Source organism: Spirillospora sp. CA-128828 (assembly GCF_050945415.1).
Lineage (GTDB): Bacteria > Actinomycetota > Actinomycetes > Streptosporangiales > Streptosporangiaceae > Spirillospora.
The window spans coordinates 3,365,107-3,385,238 of sequence record NZ_CP191986.1 but is presented as its reverse complement, the minus strand read 5'-3'; the positions used below and the strand labels follow the sequence as shown (position 1 = coordinate 3,385,238).

Here is a 20,132-nt window from a genome sequence, read left to right as displayed (position 1 = left end):
GCTAGCCGGCGTTTCCGGCGGCGAGGCGTCCGACGGCCGCGATGAAGGCGTCCCCGCGGGCCGGGTAGTCGGCGAACATGTCGAAGGACGCCCCGACGGGCGCGAGCAGCACGGTGTCCCCGGGGCGGGCGAGGCCGGAGGCTTCGTTGACGACGCGGTCCATGGCCCCAGTGTCGGTGTCGGGGACGTCCACCACCGGGACATCCGGGGCGTGTCGCGCGAGTGCCTCGGCGATCCGGTGCCGGTCGCGCCCCATGAGTACGACCCCGCGCAGCCGCGCGGCGCACGAGCGCACGAGATCGTCGACGTCGAGGCCCTTGAGAAGGCCGCCGGCGATCCACACGACCGGCTCGTAGGCGGCGAGGGACGCGGCGGCGGCGTGCGGCTGGGTCGCCTTGGAGTCGTTGACGTAGGCGACGCCGGCGACGTCCGCGACGTGCTGGATGCGGTGCGGGTCGGGCACGAACGCCTGGAGCCCCGCGCGGACGGCCTCGGGCGGCACGCCGAACGCGCGGGCCAGCCCGGCGGCGGCCAGCGCGTTGGCGACGTTGTGCGGCGCGAACGGGCGGACGTCGGCGAGCCCGGCCAGCTCCTCCGCCTGGCTCACGGGATCCCCGGTGAACGCCCGGTCGACCATCAGCTCCTCGACGACGCCGAGCTCGCCGGGGCGCGGCACCTGGAGGGTGAAGCCGACCTTCCGGTCCAGGCCCTCGGCGCGCTCCGCGAGCGCGGTGGACGTGGCGTCGTCGGCGTTGTAGACCGCGACGCAGCCGGGGGCGAAGATCTTGGCCTTGGCGCCGACGTAGGCGTCCATGGAACCGTGCCAGTCGAGGTGGTCCGGCGCGACGTTCAGCACCGCCGCCGCCTGCGGGGCGAGCGTGCTGGACCAGTGCAGCTGGTAGCTCGACAGCTCGACCGCCAGGACGTCGTACGGCTCCGCGACGGCCTCGACGATGGGGGTTCCGACATTTCCGACGGCCAGGGCCTTGTGGCCGGCGGCGGTGAGCATGCACGCCAGCATCCGCACGACGGTGGTCTTGCCGTCCGTCCCCGTGATGGCCAGCCAGGGCGCCGCATCCGGCGCACGGAGCCGCCACGCCAGCTCGACCTCGCCGATGATCTCGATCCCGGCCGCGGCGGCCGCGGCGAGCAGCGGCACGTCCGGCCGCCAGCCCGGCGAGGTCACGACGAGCTCGGTGCCCGCCGGGAGGCCCTCCCCGTCGCCGAGCCGGACGGTGACCCCGCGGGCCTCCAGCTCGGCGGCGTGCCCGCGCTGCTCCGCGCCGTCGCGGGCGTCCACGACGGTGACGCGGGCGCCGCGCCCGGCGAGGACGCGGGCGGCGGCGCGGCCGGACACGCCGAGCCCCGCCACGCACACCGGCAGGCCGTCCCAGGGGCGGTCGCTCACTTCTTCGGCATCCATTCCAGGTAGAACAGGCCGATGCCGATCGCGACGAACGTCGCCGACATCAGCCAGAACCGCACGACGATCGTGGTCTCGGCCCAGCCGGACAGCTCGAAGTGGTGCTGCAGCGGGGCCATCTTGAACACCCGTTTCCTGGTCAGCTTGAACCCGCCGACCTGGATGATCACCGACAGCGTGATCATGACGATCAGGCCGCACAGGATGGCGAGCAGGAACTGGGTGCGGGTGAGGATCGCGAGGCCGACCAGCACGCCGCCGAGGGCGAGCGAGCCGGTGTCGCCCATGAAGATCTTCGCGGGCGGGGCGTTCCACCACAGGAAGCCGAACACGCCGCCGAGCACGGCCGCGGCGACCACCGCGAGGTCGAGGGGGTCGCGGACGCTGTAGCAGTTGGGGGCGAGGGCGGCGGCGCAGCTGTTGCGCAGCTGCCAGTTCCCGATGATCACGTAGGCGGCCAGCACCATGCCGGCCGGGCCCGCCGCGAGGCCGTCCAGTCCGTCGGTCAGGTTCACGCCGTTGGACATGGCCGCGATGAGCAGCAGCGCCCACACCACGAACAGGTACGGGCCGATCGAGGGGCCGAAGTCGCGCAGGAAGGACAGGTGTGGGTCGGCGGGGGTGACGTCGTAGCCGTTGGGGAAGTTCAGCGACCCGACGGCGAACACGACGCCGACGAGGATGATGCCGATCATCTTGGCGCCGCTGCGCAGCCCGAGGCTGCGCTGCTTGAACACCTTGATGTAGTCGTCCACGAACCCGACGAGGCCGAGGCCGGTCATCAGGAACAGCACGAGGACGCCCGAGATCGTGGGCGCGTCCCCGGTGAACAGGTGCGCCGCGGCGTAGCCGACGAGCGAGCCGACGATGAAGACCGTCCCGCCCATCGTGGGGGTGCCGCGCTTGTTCAGATGGGCCTCGGGGCCCTCGTCCCGGATCATCTGGCCGTAGCCGAGCCGGTTGACGATCCGGATCCACACCGGGGTGCCGACCATCACGAAGACCAGCGCGATCCCCGCGGCGATGATGATGTTGGTCATCGGCCGCCCTCCGCGAGGAGCGCCTCGGCCACCCGTTCCAGGCCGGCCACGCGGGAGCCCTTCACCAGCACGACGTCCCGCGGCGCGAGCCGCTCCCTGAGCACGGTCACCGCCGCGCCGACGTCATCCACCTGTACGCACTCTCCCGTCCATGACGCCACCTGCCCGGCCCCTTCGGCCATCGCCGCCGCTTTCGGGCCGACGACGACGAGGCCGGCGATCCCGCTGCGCGCGACATGCTGCCCGATCTTGGCATGTTCCGCCACGGCGGAGTCGCCGAGTTCGGCCATCTCGCCCAGCACCGCGTAGGCCCGGCGTCCGCGGGCCATGTGGGCGAGCACGTCGATCGCGGCGCGGGTCGAGTCGGGGTTGGCGTTGTAGGCGTCGTTCACCACGGTCACCCCGTCGGCGCGTTCGGTGACCTCCATCCGCCAGCGGCTCACCGGCACGGCCGCCGAGAGGGCCTCGGCGACCGCGGCCGCGGCCAGTCCCGCCGCGCGCGCGGCGGCGGCCGCGGCCAGCGCGTTCGGGACGGCGTGCGAGCCGTGCAGGCGCAGCGCGACGGGCGCGCGGCCCTCCGGCGTGACCAGCGTGAACCGGGCCCGGCCCTGCTCGTCGAGGGTCTCGTCCTCGGCGCGGATCATCGCGTCCGGGGAGCGGCCGAACGTGACGACCCCGGCCCGGGTGCGCGACGCCATCGCGGCGACCAGCGGGTCGTCGGCGTTCAGGACGGCGGTCCCGCCCGGCGGCACCGCCTCCACGATCTCGCCCTTGGCGCGGGCGATGTTCTCCCGGCCGCCGAACTCGCCGACGTGCGCGGTGCCGACGTTCAGCACCACGCCGACGTCCGGGCGCGCGATGCCGGTCAGGTAGGCGATGTGACCGATCCCACGCGCGCCCATCTCCAGGACGAGGTGGCGGGTGCCGGCATCGGCGCGCAGGACGGTGAGCGGCAGCCCGATCTCGTTGTTGAACGAGCCGGGCGGGAAGACCGTGGGGCCGGCGCCGCTCACGACCTGCGCGATCAGGTCCTTGGTGGAGGTCTTGCCCGCCGACCCGGTGACCGCGACGACGGTCAGGCCGGGCAGCCGCTCCAGCAGCCCCCTGGCGAGCCGCCCGAGCGCCTCCTGGACGTCGGGGACGACCACGCAGGGCCCGTCCACCGGGCGCTGCGCGAGCACCCCGGCGGCCCCGGCCGCCAGCGCCCCGGCCGCGAAGTCGTGCCCGTCCGCGCGCTCGCCCTTCAGCGCCGCGAACAGCGCGCCCGGCTCGACCGCGCGGGAGTCGATGACCGCGGGACCGCTCACCACCACGTCCGGAGGCCCGTGAAGGGTGCCTCCTGTGATCTCCGCGATCGTCGACAGCGGAAGTGGGATCACGCCTGCGTCCCGTCCCCTCTAGTCCCTCGTGAGTGGTGCCGGAGCGCGGCGCGGACGACCTCGCGGTCGTCGAACGGATGCACCTCGCCCGCCACGTTCTGGCCCTGCTCGTGGCCCTTGCCCGCGACGACGAGGACGTCGCCGCGGCGGGCCCGGCCGACGGCGAGCGTAATCGCGGCGGCGCGGTCGGGCTCCACGACGATGTGCGCGCGCTCCGGCTGCGGCACCTTGAGCCCGCCCTCGACCATAGCGGCGAGGATCCCGAGCGGATCTTCCGACCTCGGGTTGTCGTTGGTGAAGTACGCCGTGTCGGCCAGCCGGGCGGCGGCCTCCCCCATGAGCGGGCGCTTGCCGCGGTCGCGGTCGCCGCCGCAGCCGAGCACCACGACGAGGTCGCCCTCGGTGACGGGCCGCAGCGCGTTCAGGACGGCCTCGACCGCGCCCGGCTTGTGCGAGTAGTCGACGAGGGTCACGAAGTCCTGGCCCTCGTCCACCCGCTCCAGCCGGCCGGGGACGCCGGGCAGCGAGGCGACCCCGCGGACCGCCGCCTGCAGTGGGATGCCGGCCTCGACCAGCGCGACGATCGCGGCGAGGGCGTTGGCGACGTTGAACGGGCCGGCGAGCCGGACCTCGCCGTCGGCCTCGATCCCGCCGGGCCCGACGACGCGGAACACGCTGCCGTCGGCGCCGACGCGCACGTCCTCGGCCCGCCAGTCGGCGGCCGGGTCCCCGGACGGCGAGAACGTCGTGGCCGGCACCGTGGCGATCTCCAGCAGCTCGCGGCCGTAGTGGTCGTCGAGGTTGACCACGCCGACGCGGGAGTACTCGGGCGTGAACAGCCGCGCCTTCGCGAGGAAGTAGTCCTGCATGGTCGGGTGGTAGTCCAGGTGGTCCTGGGACAGGTTGGTGAACACCGCGACCTCGTAGCGGGCGCCGCCGACGCGGCCCTGCACGAGGGCGTGGCTGGACACCTCCATCGCGGCGGCGCCGACGCCGCGCTCGCGCATCATCGCCAGCAGCGCGTGCAGGTCGGTGGCCTCCGGCGTGGTCAGCGCGCTCGGCACCCGGTCGCCGCCCACGCGTATCTCGACGCCGCCGACCAGGCCGGTCTCGACACCGGCGGCGCGCAGGCCCGCGTCCAGCAGGAACACCGTCGTGGTCTTGCCGCTGGTGCCGGTCACGCCGATGAGGGTGATGTCGCGTCCGGGCTCGCCGTACACCCACGACGCGACGTCGCCGAGCCGGGCCCGGACGTCGGCCGTCACCAGGACCGGCAGGCCCGTCGCCGCCGCCCGGTCGTACCCGTCGGCGTCGGTGAGGACCGCCACCGCGCCCGCCTCGGCGGCCTGGGCGGAGAACTGGGCGCCGTGTGCGCGCGCGCCGGGCAGCGCCGCGTAGATGTCGCCGGGCAGCACCGCGCGGGAGTCGTGCGTGATCCCCGTGGCCGACACCTCGTCCCATCCGTGCCGTCCGATGCCGAGAAGCGCCGCGAGCCCGCTCAGCGGACGAGCCGGATTGGTAGTGGGACGCATGGCGTTTCTTTCGGTGCGAACGGAACGGGACTGCTGGGACACGGGTGGTGGACTCACAGGCGAGGAGGGTACTCGCTGCGGTCAGTCTCGGGCGTAGATCTCGGTGATCGGCGGACGGCTCCCGGTCGGCGGGATCTTCTCGGACTGCAGGGCGAAGCTCATCACGTCCTTGAAGACCGGTGCGGCCGCATCGCCACCATAGTGGCTGCCCCGCTTCGGGGCCTGCAGGACCACCTGCACGACCAGCCGCGGATCGTCGGCCGGGGCGAACCCGGCGAACGACGCGGTGTAGCCGCCGCCGTCGTAGCACCCGCAGCGCGGGTTCACGATCTCGGCGGTGCCGGTCTTGCCCGCGACGCGGTATCCCTTGATCTGGGCCTTCGGCGCGGTGCCCTCCTTCGTCGTGACGCCCTCCAGCATGTCGCTGATCTGCCGGGCGGTCGTGGCGCTGATGACCTGCCTGCGCTGCGGCGCGGGCGCGGGCGCGAACCTGTCGTGCTCGCCGACGGTGCCCGCGACGAGGTTCGGCGCGACCCGGACGCCGCCGTTGGCGATCGTCGCGTACACGCTCGCCATCTGCACCGCGTTCACCGAGACCGTCTGCCCGAACGCGATCGGGTAGCGGTCGGTGCCCGACCAATTGGCCGGCGGTTCCAGCAGGCCGGGCGTCTCACCCGGCAGCGGCAGGCCGGTCTTCTGGCCGAACCCGAAGTCGCGCAGCGTCTGGTAGAGCTGCTGCGAGGTGATGCTCTCGCTGGCCATGATGGTGCCGACGTTGCTGGACTTGGCCAGCACACCGGCGAACGTGAGCGGCTCGGGCGCGTGGTCGTGCGAGTCGTGGAACACGACGTCGTACTTCTTGATCTTGTCGGGGACGGTGTAGGGCGTCTTCGGCGTCACGCCGCCGTGCTGCATGACGGCGGCGGCCGTGACGACCTTGCCGGTGCTGCCCGGCTCGTAGGCGTCCTGCACCAGCGGGCTGCCCCACCGGGACCGGTCGGACGCGGCGTAGCGGTTCGGGTCGAACCCGGGCGCCGAGGCCATGGCGAGGAGCCGGCCGGTGCGCGGGTCCATGACGATCACGCTGCCGCTCGCCGCCCCGGTGGCCCTGACCTGCTTCTCGATCGCCTCCTGCGCCTTGAACTGCAGGTCGCGCTGCAGCGTCAGGCGGACGCCGCTGCCGGGCACGGACGGGCGCTTCTGGTCCTCGCCCATGGGGATGTGCTGGCCCTCGGGGCTGATCTCCACCCGCTGCCAGCCCGCCTTGCCGGCGAGCACGTCGTTCAGCGAGCTCTCCAGGCCGGCCGCGCCCTTCCCCGTGTCGTTCACGAACCCTATGACGCTGGCGGCCAGCGAATCGTTGGGATACTCCCGGCGATATTCCGGCAAAGTCCCGATACCGAGGAAGTTCCATGAGCTGACCAGCCGCGCCTGGTCCGGGCGGACCCCGTGCGCCAGGTACACGAACTTGGTGTCCCGCTTGCTGATCTGCTTCATCAGGCTCGCGGGGTTCAGCCCGAGCGTCGGGGCCAGCGCGTTGACGATCGGCTGCCGCTTCTCCGGTTCGATGAGCGACGGGTCGGCGAAAATCGCCCGTGCCTCCACGGTCATCGCGAGAGGGTTGCCCTGCGCGTCGGTGATGTCGCCGCGGACGGCGGGCAGCTTGATCTCCCGCATCCGCTGGAGCATCGCCTCCTCGGTGTACTTGCCGGACTCGATCGTCTGGAGCTGGACGAGCCGCCCCGCGAACAGCGACAGCACGAACGCGACGACGAGCAGCCCGACGTTCAGCCGCTTGAGCGGGTCGCGCCGGTGGAACGGGACGCGGGGCCGCGGCGGCCGGCCGGGCGGCCGCCCGGAGCCCCCGCCGGGGCGCGGGCCGCGCGGGCCTCCACCGCCCGTCTTCGGCCTCGCGCCCTCGCCGCTCCGCGCCGTGCGGCCGGTACCGCCCTTCCCGGGCGTGCTCTTGGCGGGCGCCTTCTTCTGCGCCTGCCGGGTGGACGTTCCGGCCGTCCCCTTGCGCTGAGTCTCCGTGCGCTGGGTCTCCGCGCGGGGGGTGGGGACCATGCCGCTGCGCGCGGGACGGCGGGCGGCGCTGCCCTTCTTGCCCGGCCGTCCCGCGCCGTCGGCTCGCCCGCCGGGCGGGCGCGGTGTGCCCCCGGTCTGACGCCCGGACGCGCGCGCCGCGCCCGGGCCGTTCTTGTCGTCCCGCCCGGCCGCGCCGCGCGGACCGCGCCCGTCCGAGCCGCGTTTCCGGCCGGGCGGCGGCCCGGCGGTCCCGCGTCCCGGCCCTTTCGTCACCGTGTCCCCCGCTCCCCTGTGTGCTCGCGCCCGCTCACGGCGCCCCGTGCCCGCGCCCGCCGCCGGTCCCGGTCGGGCCGGCGCTCCCGCCGGGCGGCGTGGCGCCGTTGCCGGGCCTGCCGGCGGTGGCGGCGGGCGGGACCCCGTCGCCGGGCACCACGGTGCCGGGGACGCCGAGGACGCCCGCCGCGCCGGCCGACGCGGCCGCCGCGTGCGGGACGGGACGGATCTTCCCGCCGTTCGCCCGGCCGGTGTCGGTGGAGAAGAAGGCCGGGTCCTCGCCCTGCTTCATGCCGAGCGCCTCCGCCTTGTTCGACAGCTGCTGCGGGGAGCCCTCCCGGGCGATCTCCTCCTCGTAGGCCTGGCGCTGCTGGTCGAGCTGCTTGTTGCTCTGCTGCAGCCGCGTCAGGGTGAACGCGTCCTTGGCCAGGACGGTGTTGAGCAGCAGCAGGCTCACCAGGGCGCCGCCGAGCAGCCCGACGATAAGCAGGACGAACGGCGCACGCGGCGGCGCCTGGGCGGCGCGGCGCGGCGTGCCCGGCTTCGCGCTCTTCGCGGACGCGGCCTTCCCCGCCGTCTTCGCCGCCGCAGTCTTCGCCGCCGTCGCCTTCGTCTTCGACGGTGCGCTCTTCGACGGTGCGGGCCGGACGGACGGAGTCTCCTTGCCGGGGGCCTTGGCCGGTGCGGCGGTCGCGTCCGGGCGCTCCGGGGCCCGCTTCTTCGGCGCCTTGGTCGGCGGACGCCTGCTCGTCGTGGTCATGTCGCCTCCCGGACCCGCTCCGCGGCGCGCATCCGCACCGATCCGGCCCGTGGGTTGGTCGTGGTCTCCTCGTCGGACGGCAGCTCCGCCCCGCGCGTCAGGAGCCGGAACCTCGGCTCGTGCGCGGGCAGCGGGACGGGCAGGTCCGGCGGGGTGGTGTCGGCCGCCTGGGCGGCGAGGACCTGCTTGGTGATGCGGTCCTCAAGGGAGTGGTAGGACAGGACGGCGACCCGGCCGCCGACCGGAAGCGCGTCCAGGGCGGCGGGCAGCGCCCGGCGCCAGATGTCGAGCTCCCCGTTCACCTCGATGCGCAGCGCCTGGAAGGTGCGCTTGGCCGGGTTGCCGCCGGTGCGGCGGGTCGCGGCCGGGATCGAGGTGCGCACCAGGTCGGCGAGGCGCCGGGTGGACCGCAGCGGGGCGCGCTCGCGCTCCCGGACGATCGCGGAGGCGATGCGCTGGGCGAACCGCTCCTCCCCGTACTCGCGCAGGATGCGGGCGAGCTCGGCGGCGGGGTAGCCGTTGACGACCTCCTCCGCGGTGAGGCTCTGGGTGCGGTCCATCCGCATGTCGAGCGGCGCGTCGTAGGAGTAGGCGAAGCCGCGGCCGGACTCGTCCAGCTGCGGGGAGGACACCCCGAGGTCGAACAGGACGGCGTCCACGGCGGGGACGCCGAGCCCGCGCAGCACCGCCGGGATCTCGTCGTAGACGGCGTGCTCCAGCGTGACGCGGTCGCCGAACGGCGCGAGCCTGCGCGCGGACCGCTCCAGCGCGGTCGTGTCGCGGTCGAGGCCGATCAGGCGCAGCTCCGGGACGGCCCGTAGCATCGCCTCGGCGTGACCGCCCATGCCGAGCGTGGCGTCGAGGTACACGGGCGCACGGCCGGTGACCGCCTCGGCGGCGGGGATGAGAAGTTCGAGGACGCGGCCGAGCATGACCGGCACGTGGCCGCTCTCCGGCCCGTGGCCCCCGGTCGTGCGGTCGCCGCCTGCGGACGCGTGGTTCCCCACGTCCATGCTTCACCCCCTGTACTGCCACCTCGCTCGCGGACTGTGTGGCATCGCCGGACCGGACCGCCCCTGCCCCCGGCGGCGGCCTCGCCCGGCCAGGTCCCCATCCGCTGCCCTAGAGGAAGATCACCGCGTTGTCCGCGGGGGGTCGCCGTCTGGCACCGGGGAAGCTGCGCCAGCTGGCTCGGAGAGCGGCTGGAGACCTGGCCGAACGTGGGCCATAGCCGGTCAACGGACCGACGAGTCGTTTCTCAGAGGATCCCTGGCAACACCTCCTCCGAGACGTCGGAGAACGTCTGCTCCTCCTGCTCCAGGTAGGTCTCCCAGGCCGCGGCGTCCCAGATCTCCAGACGCGTGTTGGCCCCGATGACCGTGCAGTCGCGGGTGAGCCCCGCGTACTTGCGCAGCGGCGGAGGAATCGTGACGCGGCCCTGCTTGTCGGGTACCTCGTCGGACGCACTGGCGAAGAAGACCCGGCTGTAGCCCCGCACCGCCTTCTCGGTGACCGGAGCGGCACGCAGAGCCTCGGTAATCCGCTGGAACTCCGCCATGGGGAAGACGTACAGGCAGCGTTCCTGGCCCTTCGTGATCACCAATCCCCCCGACAGCTCCTCGCGGTACTTCGCCGGCAGGAACAGTCGTCCCTTGTCGTCGAGGCGCGGTGAGTGGGTGCCGAGGAACACCGGCCCCACCTCCCGTGCCGCGTGAGGTGCTACCGCCCCCCACGGCGCCCCACTCTACTCCACTCTTCCCCACCGTCAACAAGAAAAACACCGTCCACGCACCGTTTTCACGAGCAAAACCGCAGGTCAGCAGGGGTGGTGCCGAGTGGAGCCCAGGGGCGCCCGCCCCGCGTGCCGGACTCCCCGGCGAGACGAGTCAGACCGGTTCCACGGGGGATCACAGGGGCGGTGGAGCGAAGTGGAGTGCTCCGGCCGGACCTCGCCGGTGCTCACCGTGGAGCACAATTGGCTCGCGTTCCACATGAACATCGCGGTGTGCGTTCCGACGACGTACTGTCGGTTGGGACGGCTGAGGAGGGTTTGGTGGCAGTAGGCACGCACGGCGAGTCGTTCATGGAGACCGACCCCCCGGCATCCCACCCGGCCCGGCAAGGCGCCAGGGAGCACGACGCGGCGGACGGCGGGCTCGACGGGCTCGCCAAGGTCGCGAACAAGATCCGCGGCGCGGTGGAGTCGGTGATCGAGGGCAAGCCCTCGGTGGTGCGGCTCGCACTGACGGTGCTGCTGGCGGAGGGGCACCTGCTGATCGAGGACGTGCCCGGGGTCGGCAAGACGATGCTCGCGAAAGCGCTCGCACGCTCGGTCGACTGCTCGGTGCGGCGCGTCCAGTTCACACCCGACCTGCTGCCCAGCGACATCACCGGGGTCAGCGCCTACAACCAGGAGCTGCGCGAGTTCGAGTTCAAACCGGGGCCGGTGTTCGCCAACATCGTGGTCGGCGACGAGATCAACCGGGCCTCCCCGAAGACGCAGTCCGCACTGCTGGAGTGTATGGAGGAGCGCCAGGTCACGGTGGACGGCACCACCTACTCGCTGGAGCCTCCGTTCATGGTGATCTCCACCCAGAACCCGGTGGAGATGGAGGGCACCTACCCGCTGCCCGAGGCGCAGCGCGACCGGTTCACCGCCCGCATCTCGATGGGCTACCCGGACCCCGCCGCCGAGATGGAGATGCTCGACACGCACGGCGAGACGTCGCCGCTCGACCGGCTCACCCCGGTCGCGCACGCCGCCGACGTCCGCGACCTCATCGAGGTGGTGCGGCGCCAGCACGTCTCGCCCGCGGTGCGGCAGTACGCGATCGACCTCGTCGGCGCCACCCGGAGGCATCGGGAGCTGCGGCTCGGCGCGTCCCCGCGGGCGACCCTGCACCTGGTGCGGGCCGCGCGGGCGTACGCGGCGCTCGACGACCGCGACTACGTCGTCCCCGACGACGTCCAGGACCTCGCCGTCCCCGTCCTCGCGCACCGGCTGCTGCCGACCGCCGAGGCGCAGGTGGAGCGGCGCCGTCCCGAGCAGGTCGTCGCCGACCTGGTGAAGCGCCTGCCGGTGCCCTCCCCCGGGAAGTGAGCGGTGCGACGAGCGCTGGCCGGCCTGACCACCCGCGGGCGGTCCTTCGTGGCCGCCGGGACGACCGCGATCGTCTGCGCGGTCGTGCTCGGCGAGCGCGACCTGCTGCGCGCCGGGGTGCTCGTGCTGGTGCTGCCGCTGCTGTGCACGCTCGCGGTGTCGCGGACCCGCTATCGGCTGGCGTGCGCGCGGCGGCTGGAGCCGGCGCGGCTGCCGGTCGGCCACGAGGCACGCGTCGACCTGCGGCTGGAGAACGTGTCGAGGCTGCCGAGCGGCCTGCTGATGGTGGAGGACCGGGTCCCCTACGCGCTCGGCGGGCGGGCGCGGTTCGTGCTGGAGCGGATCGAGTCGCACGGCACCCGTGAGCTGGGGTACCGGATCCGCTCGGACGTGCGCGGCCGCTACCGGGTGGGGCCGCTGACGGTCCGGCTCGCCGACCCGTTCGGCATGGTGGAGCTGGTCCGCTCGTTCAGCCTGTCCGACACGCTCACGGTGACGCCGGCGATCGTCCCGCTGCCGCCGAGCCGGCTGTCGGGCGCGTGGACGGGCGGCGGCGACAGCATCGCGCGCGCGCTCTCCGCCGCGGGAGAGGACGACGTCGCACCGCGCGACTACCGGCACGGCGACGACCTGCGCCGCGTGCACTGGCGGTCCACCGCCCGGCGCGGCGAGCTGATGGTGCGGCGCGAGGAGCAGCACTTCCAGAGCAGCGGGACCCTGTTCCTCGACACCCGCCGCTCCGCGCACTGGGGCGACGGGCCGGCAGGGTCCTTCGAGCAGGCCGTGTCGGCGACCGCGTCGATCGGCGTGCACCTCGTCCGGACGGGGATGAGCCTGCGCTACGTCACCGACGCCGGGGAGGCGCTGCCGGCCGCTCCGTCCGAGGGGGCGTTCGAGGGGCTGCTGCTCGACGCGCTGGCCGTGGCCCGCAGGTCCAAGGCCGGGACGCTGTCGGCGGGGCTCGCCGCGCTGCACGGCGCCCACAGCCGGGGCCGGGAGGGCAACGGGCTGGTCATCGCGGTGTTCGGCGTGCTGTCGGAGGAGGAGGCCCGCACGGTGGCCGCGGCGCGCCGCGGCGGCGGCACCTGCGTGGCGGTGCTGGTCCAGGGCGGGACCGGGCCGGAGACGGCGAACGCCGGAACGAACGCCACGAAGACGGCCGAGGAGACGGCCGCGGGGCTGCTGCGCGCGGGCGGCTGGCGGGTGGTGACCGTCCGGGCCGCCGCCGACCTGGCCGGGGCGTGGAGGCAGGCCGGCAAGGCCGGCGAGAACTTCGTCAGGGACGGCTCATGAGGATCCGGATGACGGTGATGGCCGGGCTGGCGACGCTCGCCGGCTCGCTCGGCCTGTACCCGCTGTTCGAGAAGGCCGGATGGTTCTGGGCGGGGCTCGGCGCGGTGCTGGCCGTGTCCGGCGGCGGGCTGCTGGCCAGACGGCTGCGGATGCCCGCGCTGGTCGGCCTCCTGTTCGGGCTGGGCTCCCTGCTGCTCTACCTCAACCTGGTCTACGCCGCCGACAAGGCGTGGTTGGTGTTCATCCCCTCCCCCGAGTCGGTGCGCCACCTCGGCGTGCTCGCGGACGAGGGCTGGCGGGCGGCCAACCGGTACGCCGCGCCGGTCCCGCTCGTCCCGGGCATCGCGATGCTGACCGCCGCCGGCATCGGCCTGGTCGCCGTCCTGGTCGACCTGCTGGCCGTCCGGCTGCGCCGCACCGCGCCCGCCGGGCTGCCGCTGCTGGCCATGTACAGCGTGCCCGCGGCCGTCCGCGAGGACGGCGTCGGCTGGCTCGCGTTCGGTGTCGGCGCGGTCGGCTTCCTCGCCCTGCTCATGGCCGACGCCCGCGAGCGCGTCGGCGGCTGGGGCCGGACGGTGACCACGGGCCGCCGCCCGCGGGAGGTCCCGATGGCCGGCGCCGCACCGGCGCCCGGGGACTACGCCGAGCCGCCGGACGCCTCGGCGCTGGCGGCGAGCGGCCGCCGGATCGCGGCGGGCGCGGTCGCCGTCGCCGTGCTGCTGCCGGCGGTGGTCCCCGGCCTGCAGCCGCGCGGCGTTTTCGGGCTGGGCGGCGGCTCCGGCCGGGGCACCCAGACGGTGACGACGCCCGACCCGCTGGTCAGCCTGAAACGGGAACTGACCCGGCTGGACGACTCGGTCGTCCTCACCTACAAGACCGACGACCCGGAGAGCCCCGGCTACCTGCGCCTCTACTCCCTCGACCGGTTCGACGGCGACCGGTGGACCTACAGCCCGCTGAAGAGCAGCTCCAAGGACCGCCTGTCGGACGAGCGCACGCTGCCCTCGCCGCCGGGGCTGACGGTCGCGCCCGTGCACGAGGTGACGACCAGGGTGCACGTGCGGCCCGAGGTCCAGAACATGACGTTCCTGCCGGTGCCGTACGCCCCGTCCCAGGTGTCGATCAAGGGCGACTGGCGGGTGCACGACCAGTCGCTGATGATCTACTCGCTGCGCGACTCCGCGGGCGGCCGCTCCTACACCGTGAAGAGCCTGCTCGCGGAGCCGACCGCCGGGCAGCTCGCCGGGGCCGGCGCCTCCCCGGCCGAGATCGTCTCGCACTACACGGCGGTGCCGAGGAACGTCCCGCAGCAGGTCCGGAACCTGGCCGCGACCGTCACCGCCGGGTCGGCGAGCGCGCTCTCCCAGGCGGTGAAGCTACAGCGCTGGTTCACCCTGACCGGCGGGTTCAGCTACGACCTAACCGCGCCGGCGCCGCAGCGCGGCAGCGACCTCGTCGACTTCCTCCTGCACAGCAAGCGCGGCTACTGCGAGCAGTACGCCGCCGCGATGGCGCTGATGGCGCGCATCCTCGGCATCCCGTCCCGGGTGGCGATGGGGTACACGCCGGGCAGCGAGGTCAAGCCCGGCGAGTGGGTCGTCCGGTCACAGGACGCGCACGCCTGGCCGGAACTGTACTTCGAGGGCTCGGGATGGGTGCGGTTCGAGCCCACCCCCGCCGGCGCCGGCGGGCAGGGCACCGCCGTCGCGCCCGGATACAGCCGTCCCGCGGTCAGCACCGGCGGCGGGCCGGAGAGCGAGGTCGCGCCGGAACCCGACTCCTCGTCCCCCGCCGGCGCCGCGACCGCCACGCCCACCGGACCCCGGCACCGCAACGACGAGGGCGCGGGCGGCGCCGCCGGCGCGCAGGACGAGGGCACGGGCGGGTCCTCCGCGGCGCCCTGGCTCGCCGGCGCCCTGCTGACGCTGCTGCTGATGGGCGTGCCGATGGCCCTGCGGATGGTCACCCGGCGGCGCCGCTGGGCGGCCCTGACGCCCCCGCCCGTCCCGCCGGCGGGCGCGCCGCCGGCCCGCGCGCCCGACCCGGCCGGGGCGGCGCACGCCGCGTGGCGGGAGATGCGCGCCGACGCGCTCGACCACGGGCTCGAATGGCGGGCCAGCGACTCCCCGCGCGCCACCGCCCGCCGCCTCGGCGAGCTGCTCGAACTGGACGCGGCGGGCGCGCAGGCCCTCACCCGCATCGCCCGCGCCGAGGAACTGGCCCGCTACTCCAGGACCCGCTCCGCCGAGCCGCCGGAGCGGCTGCGCGCCGACGTCCGGACCGTCCGGGAGGCGTTCGCCTCGTCCGTGGGGCGCACGGCACGCTGGCGGGCCCGGCTGCTGCCGCCGTCGACGGTCGCGCAGACGGGCTCCGCGCTCCGCACGGCCCTGGACCGCGCCCTCGACCTCACCGCCCGCCTGAACGAGCTCCCGGCCCGCCTACGCCGCCGCTAGGCGCACGCCCCCGGACACACGTTCGCCCCGGCCCCGCGCGACCACGCGTGGCCGGGACGATCAACGCAAGCGGAAGGCTCAGTCGCCCTCGGTGCGGCGGCGCCAGCGTTCTTCCATGCGCTCCATGAAGCCCGCCTTGGCGGGGCGGGCCTGGCGTCCTCCGCCGCGTGCGGGCTCGTTGCCGATGCCGGTCATCCGCTTCCAGCTCGTCAGCGCCCAGACGCAGCAGACGACCATCAGCAGGAAACCGGTCACGCTGACGGCGATGGTGACCGTGCCCTCGTTGATCACAAGACCGGCCATCAGGGCGCACACGCCCACGACGAACCCGAAGGCCGCCTTGACGATCCGGCGCTTGTAGTGGACCTGGGGGTTGGTCGAGCGAACCGCGTGAGCGAACTTCGGATCCTCGGCGTACAACGCCGATTCGATCTGTTCGAGCATGCGCTGCTCGTGCTCAGAGAGCGGCACGGCACCTCCCAACGACAGCTCCGCGACGGGGTATCCGATGCGGGACGCGAACGTCAACGGTGATATGCCCAGAATACGAGCACTGTCGAGCGTACGAAAGCGAACGGCCCCCCGAGGGCTCGGTGCCGGTCACCCCACAGCCTTCTTTCATTGTCCTCTGCCCCTGCCGTCCCGTCCGTCACCATCCGCCGCACGCCTGACGAGCGCGGCGGGTCGCACCGCGCCGCGGCCGAACCGGTGCGCGACCTGGTCCATGGCTTGCTCGGCCTCACGCCAGCCGTTTGCCGGCTCGTCGAAGGCGAGCTGACGGGGGGCCTCGCCGGCGGGGCTCAGGTTCTCGACCCGCACCCCGACCAGACGGAGTCGTACCCGTTCCAGCCCGGCCGCCTCGTACAGCTCGCGGGCTGTGATATAGATCACACGTGCGAGATCGGTCGGCTCGCTCAGCGTGCGCGCCCGCGTGATCGTCTTGAAGTCCGCCATCCGCAGTTTGACGCTGACCGTCCGCCCGGCGTTCCCGCTCTCGCGCAGGCGCGCGCCGACCTTCTCCGCCAGCCGCAGCAGTTCCCGCCGGATGACCTCCGGGTCGTCGATGTCGGTGTCGAAGGTCTCCTCGGCACCGATGCTCTTGTCGGGGGTGTGCGGGTCGACCTCCCGGGGGTCGCGTCCCCACGCCAGCTCGTGCAGGTGCGCTCCGAGCGCGTTGCCGAGCTCGCGCTGGAGGGTGGCCGGCGGGACCTGGGCGAGCTGCCCGACCGTCCGGAGGCCGAGCCTGGTGAGCGTCTGCTCCGTCCGCTCCCCGACGCCCCAGAGGGCCGCGACGGGCAGCGGGTGCAGGAAGTCGACCACGCCGTCGGCGGGCACGACGAGCAGCCCGTCCGGCTTGCACCGGGTCGAGGCCAGTTTCGCGACGAACTTGGTGCTCGCGACGCCCACCGAGCAGGTGATGCCCTGCTGGTCGCGGACCTGGTCGCGGATCAGCTGCGCGATCACGGCAGGACGGCCGAGCCGCCGTCGCGCGCCCGCCACGTCCAGGAACGCCTCGTCCAGGGAGAGGCCCTCCACCAGCGGGGTGACGGAGCGGAAGATCTCGAAGACGGCCGCGGACACGCGGGAGTACTTGCCGTGGTCCGGCGGCAGGACGACCGCCTGCGGGCACAGCCGCCGCGCCCGCGTCATCGGCATCGCCGAGTGCACGCCGAACCCGCGGGCCTCGTAGGACGCCGCGGACACCACCCCGCGCGGCCCGGCGCCGCCCACGATGACGGGACGTCCCCGCAGCTCGGGACGTTCGAGCAGCTCGACGCTGACGAAGAACGCGTCCATGTCCACGTGCAGGATGGCGCAGCCGGTGTCGTCCGCGGGCGGGCCCGGCTGCGGCCCCGGCCGGTGCAGCTGCTGCTTGCGACTCACGGCTCGGCTATCCGGCCGGTTTGTCGGCCACCAGGTGCAGCTGGGTGGCGAGGTCGCGCAGGACGGGGTGGACGGCCGCCACCGACTCCAGCGCGATCAGCGCGTCGGCGGAGTCGGCGTCGCCGTCCACCAGGCCGCCCGGCACGAGGTCGGCGAAGATCCGGACGCCGTGCAGCTCGGCGACCCGCAGGCCCGCGCCGCCCACCAGCGCCGACAGCGTCTCGCGGGTGAACCGGCGGGGCATCCGGTCGCCCTCGCCCCACCGTCCGGCCGGGTCGGTCAGCACCCGCCGGGCGTCGTCGAAGTGCCCGGACACGGCGCGGTGCAGCGCGGCGGCGACCTGGCCGGCCACCAGCACGCTGACCGAGCCGCCCGGGCGGACGGTGCCGGTCAGCGCCGCCATCGCCGCGCCCGGCTCGTCGACGTACTCCAGGACGCTGTGGCACAGCACGAGGTCGGCGGCGTCCGGGCCCAGCAGGTCGGGCAGGTCGACGGCGTCGCCCTGCATCGCGCGGACGCGCACCCCGGACTCGGCGGCGCGGCGCTCCAGCGCGGCCAGCGCGTCCGGGTTGGAGTCGATCACGGTGACGCGGTGCCCCAGCTCGGCGAGCGGGACCGCGAACCCGCCGGTGCCGCCGCCGACGTCCACCACGTCGCTCTGGCCGGCCTCGGGGGTGATCCGGCCGAGGACCGTGCGCAGGGCGTCCCACAGAACGGCGCTGCGCACCCGGCTGCCGCCCCGCACCCGCTTCTGTTGCCGGCCGGTCACGGCCACTCCCCTAACGTCGCTCATCGCCGTCCAGCCTAGCCGCCCGCCGTCCCCGGCCGGGGGCTGGACGACGATGCCGGTGCTAGAGGGTGAGGGAGGGCTTGAGCTGCTGGAGCCGGGCCAGCAGGCCGTTGACGAAGCGCGGGGACTCGTCGGTGGACAGTTCGGTGGCGAGGCCGACCGCCTCGCTGACCGCGACGGCGTCGGGGACGTCGTCCACCCACAGCAGCTCGAACGCGCCCATCCGCAGGACGTTGCGGTCGACGACGGGCATCCGCTCCAGGGTCCACCCCGTCGCGTAGGTGGCGAGCAGCTCGTCGATGCGCTCCCGGTGCTCCTGGACGCCCTCGATCAGCCGGACGGCGTGCGAGTACTCGGCCAGCTCGTCCTGGTTGGGGCGGCCGCGCCCGGCGAGCACCGCCGTCGGCTCCTCCTCCCGCAGCTCCGCCGCGAACAGGATGTCCAGCGCGAGCTTCCGCGCCTTGGTGCGAGCCGCCATCAGGCGCGGCCGAGGTACTCGCCGGAGCGGGTGTCGACCTTGATCTTCTCGCCGGTGGTGATGAACAGCGGGACCTGGACCTGCGCGCCGGTCTCGACGGTGGCGGGCTTGCTGCCGCCGGTGGAGCGGTCGCCCTGCAGGCCGGGCTCGGTCTCGGTGATCTCCAGCACGACGGCGGCGGGCAGCTCGACGTACAGCGGGTTCTCGTCGTTGAACGCGATCACGGCGTTCTGCTCGGGGAGCAGGTAGTTCGCGGCGTCGCCGACGACGGTCTCCGGGATGTGCGGCTGGTCGTAGGTCTCGGTGTCCATGAAGACGAAGTCCTCGCCCTCGCGGTAGAGGTACTGCATCTCCCGCTTGTCGACGCTGGCCACGTCGACCTTGGTGCCGGCGTTGAAGGTCTTGTCGACGACCTTCCCGGACAGCACGTTCTTGAGCTTGGTGCGGACGAACGCGCCGCCCTTGCCGGGCTTGACGTGCTGGAACTCCAGGACGGTCCACAGCTGGCCGTCGAGGTTCAGCGTCATGCCGTTCTTCAGGTCGTTCGTCGTCGCCACTGCGTTGTTCTCCCGGTCCCGAACCCGCGCGCCCTAAAGGACGAGCAGGTCTTTCGTCGTTGTGGTGAGGAGCTCCGGCCCGTCCGCGCGGACGACGACCGTGTCCTCGATGCGGACTCCGCCCCGGCCCGCGAGGTAGACCCCCGGCTCCGCGGTGATGGGAACCCGATCCGTCAGTTTACCGGTCTTGTCGTACCCCATGAGCGGCGCTTCGTGGATCTCCAGGCCGACGCCGTGCCCGAGGCCGTGGGTGAACGCGTCGCCGTGCCCGGCCGCCGCGATGACGTCGCGGGCCGCGGCGTCGACGTCCTTCGTCTCGGCGCCGGGGACGGCGGCGTCCAGCCCGGCCCGCTGCGCCCGGTGGACGAGGTCGTAGAGGTCCCGCTGCCAGCCGGCGGGCTCGCCGATCGCGACGGTCCGGGTCATGTCGGCGTGGTAGCCGTCGTAGAGGGCGCCGAAGTCCATGGTGACGAGGTCGCCGCGTTCCAGCTCGCGGCCGCCGGGGTGGTGGTGCGGGACGGCGCCGTTCGGCCCCGAGGCGATGATCGACGCGAAGGCCGGGCGTTCGGCGCCGAAGTCGACCATGGCCCGTTCGAGCGCGATCGCCACGGCCCGCTCGGTGACCCCGGCGCGGATCTCGGGGAGGACGGCCTCGAACGCGCGGTCGGTGATGGCGCAGGCCTCCCGCAGAAGGGCGATCTCCTCCTCGTCCTTGACCATGCGGAGCTCCTCGACGAGGTGGCCGAGCGGCGACAGCCCGGTCTCGGCGTCGTCGAGGAGGGCGGTGTGCTGCTCGACGGTCATGTCGTGCGCCTCGAAGCCGACCCGGCGGTGGCCGTCTTCGGCCGCCCGCTTCACCAGCACGCCGGCCACCTGCCGGTCGACGAGGACGGGCAGCTCCGGGCAGACCTGCGCGGCCATCCCGGCGTACCGCCCGTCGGTCGCGAGCACGGCCCGCCCGTCGGCCGGGACGAGCAGCGCGGCCCGGGAGCTGTCCAGGCCGGTCAGGTAGCGGACGTTGACGAGCCGGGTCACCAGCAGTGCGCCGGCACCGCGGTCCGCGACGAGCGCGCCCAGCCGGCGGCGCCGTGCGATGTGCGTCTCCCCCATGGGCCCGACTCTAGATCATCGTTCCCGGACGC

At 73.9% G+C, this 20,132-nt stretch carries 17 protein-coding genes; 3 read left to right on the top strand and 14 right to left on the bottom strand.

All coding sequences use genetic code 11. The features are described from left to right. Position 1: 1 nt before the first annotated feature. From murD to mraZ, 8 genes are all read right to left on the bottom strand, one after another. Positions 2-1,423: a UDP-N-acetylmuramoyl-L-alanine--D-glutamate ligase gene (gene murD, locus ACQPXG_RS16730; RefSeq protein WP_433468611.1), complete on the bottom strand. Its 1,422-nt coding sequence runs from the start codon at positions 1,421-1,423 to the stop codon at positions 2-4. Then, complete coding sequence (gene mraY, locus ACQPXG_RS16725; RefSeq protein WP_433468610.1) at positions 1,405-2,463, bottom strand: phospho-N-acetylmuramoyl-pentapeptide-transferase; 1,059 nt, start codon at positions 2,461-2,463, stop codon at positions 1,405-1,407. The genes murD and mraY overlap by 19 nt, the downstream gene beginning before the upstream one ends. Further along, a complete protein-coding gene (locus tag ACQPXG_RS16720) occupies positions 2,460-3,842 on the bottom strand; it encodes a UDP-N-acetylmuramoyl-tripeptide--D-alanyl-D-alanine ligase (RefSeq protein ID WP_433468609.1) in 1,383 nt (460 codons plus the stop codon). The genes mraY and ACQPXG_RS16720 overlap by 4 nt, the downstream gene beginning before the upstream one ends. After that, entirely contained in the window at positions 3,839-5,374 is a 1,536-nt protein-coding gene (locus tag ACQPXG_RS16715; RefSeq protein ID WP_433468608.1) for a UDP-N-acetylmuramoyl-L-alanyl-D-glutamate--2,6-diaminopimelate ligase, read from the bottom strand. The genes ACQPXG_RS16720 and ACQPXG_RS16715 overlap by 4 nt, the downstream gene beginning before the upstream one ends. Before the next feature lie 81 nt (positions 5,375-5,455). Continuing rightward, complete coding sequence (locus ACQPXG_RS16710; protein WP_433468607.1) at positions 5,456-7,675, bottom strand: penicillin-binding transpeptidase domain-containing protein; 2,220 nt, start codon at positions 7,673-7,675, stop codon at positions 5,456-5,458. A 34-nt stretch (positions 7,676-7,709) separates the two neighbouring features. After that, positions 7,710-8,435 carry a hypothetical protein gene (locus tag ACQPXG_RS16705; RefSeq protein ID WP_433468606.1) on the bottom strand — a complete coding sequence of 242 codons (726 nt, stop codon included), beginning with the start codon at positions 8,433-8,435 and terminating at the stop codon, positions 7,710-7,712. Then, positions 8,432-9,448 carry a 16S rRNA (cytosine(1402)-N(4))-methyltransferase RsmH gene (gene rsmH / locus ACQPXG_RS16700; protein WP_433468605.1) on the bottom strand — a complete coding sequence of 339 codons (1,017 nt, stop codon included), beginning with the start codon at positions 9,446-9,448 and terminating at the stop codon, positions 8,432-8,434. The genes ACQPXG_RS16705 and rsmH overlap by 4 nt, the downstream gene beginning before the upstream one ends. A gap of 245 nt (positions 9,449-9,693) precedes the next feature. Further along, positions 9,694-10,125, bottom strand: coding sequence for a division/cell wall cluster transcriptional repressor MraZ (gene mraZ / locus ACQPXG_RS16695; protein ID WP_433468604.1), 432 nt, complete (start codon positions 10,123-10,125; stop codon positions 9,694-9,696). Positions 10,126-10,518: 393 nt separating this feature from the next. Between mraZ and ACQPXG_RS16690 the strand changes: the two genes are divergently transcribed. From ACQPXG_RS16690 to ACQPXG_RS16680, 3 genes are read left to right on the top strand one after another with little or no spacing between them, the layout of a single operon-like run. Continuing rightward, entirely contained in the window at positions 10,519-11,535 is a 1,017-nt protein-coding gene (locus tag ACQPXG_RS16690) for an AAA family ATPase (protein ID WP_433469980.1), read from the top strand. A gap of 3 nt (positions 11,536-11,538) precedes the next feature. Further along, positions 11,539-12,828: a DUF58 domain-containing protein gene (locus ACQPXG_RS16685; protein WP_433468603.1), complete on the top strand. Its 1,290-nt coding sequence runs from the start codon at positions 11,539-11,541 to the stop codon at positions 12,826-12,828. Then, positions 12,825-15,281: a transglutaminase TgpA family protein gene (locus tag ACQPXG_RS16680; RefSeq protein WP_433468602.1), complete on the top strand. Its 2,457-nt coding sequence runs from the start codon at positions 12,825-12,827 to the stop codon at positions 15,279-15,281. The genes ACQPXG_RS16685 and ACQPXG_RS16680 overlap by 4 nt, the downstream gene beginning before the upstream one ends. A gap of 78 nt (positions 15,282-15,359) precedes the next feature. On the opposite strand, the gene ACQPXG_RS16675 is transcribed toward ACQPXG_RS16680, so the two are convergent. The 6 genes from ACQPXG_RS16675 to ACQPXG_RS16650 form a co-directional block, all read right to left on the bottom strand. Further along, positions 15,360-15,752, bottom strand: coding sequence for a DUF3040 domain-containing protein (locus ACQPXG_RS16675; protein WP_433468601.1), 393 nt, complete (start codon positions 15,750-15,752; stop codon positions 15,360-15,362). A gap of 147 nt (positions 15,753-15,899) precedes the next feature. Then, complete coding sequence (locus ACQPXG_RS16670; RefSeq protein ID WP_433468600.1) at positions 15,900-17,165, bottom strand: DNA polymerase IV; 1,266 nt, start codon at positions 17,163-17,165, stop codon at positions 15,900-15,902. A gap of 7 nt (positions 17,166-17,172) precedes the next feature. Then, complete coding sequence (locus ACQPXG_RS16665; protein ID WP_433468599.1) at positions 17,173-17,958, bottom strand: methyltransferase domain-containing protein; 786 nt, start codon at positions 17,956-17,958, stop codon at positions 17,173-17,175. A gap of 58 nt (positions 17,959-18,016) precedes the next feature. Continuing rightward, complete coding sequence (gene nusB, locus ACQPXG_RS16660; protein WP_433468598.1) at positions 18,017-18,433, bottom strand: transcription antitermination factor NusB; 417 nt, start codon at positions 18,431-18,433, stop codon at positions 18,017-18,019. Then, positions 18,433-18,990 (bottom strand): elongation factor P, encoded by a 558-nt coding sequence (gene efp, locus ACQPXG_RS16655; protein ID WP_433468597.1) that lies wholly within the window; start codon positions 18,988-18,990, stop codon positions 18,433-18,435. The genes nusB and efp overlap by 1 nt, the downstream gene beginning before the upstream one ends. A 33-nt stretch (positions 18,991-19,023) precedes the next feature. Next, positions 19,024-20,100, bottom strand: a complete 1,077-nt coding sequence (locus ACQPXG_RS16650; RefSeq protein ID WP_433468596.1) for a M24 family metallopeptidase — start codon at positions 20,098-20,100, stop codon at positions 19,024-19,026. Positions 20,101-20,132: the final 32 nt, after the last annotated feature.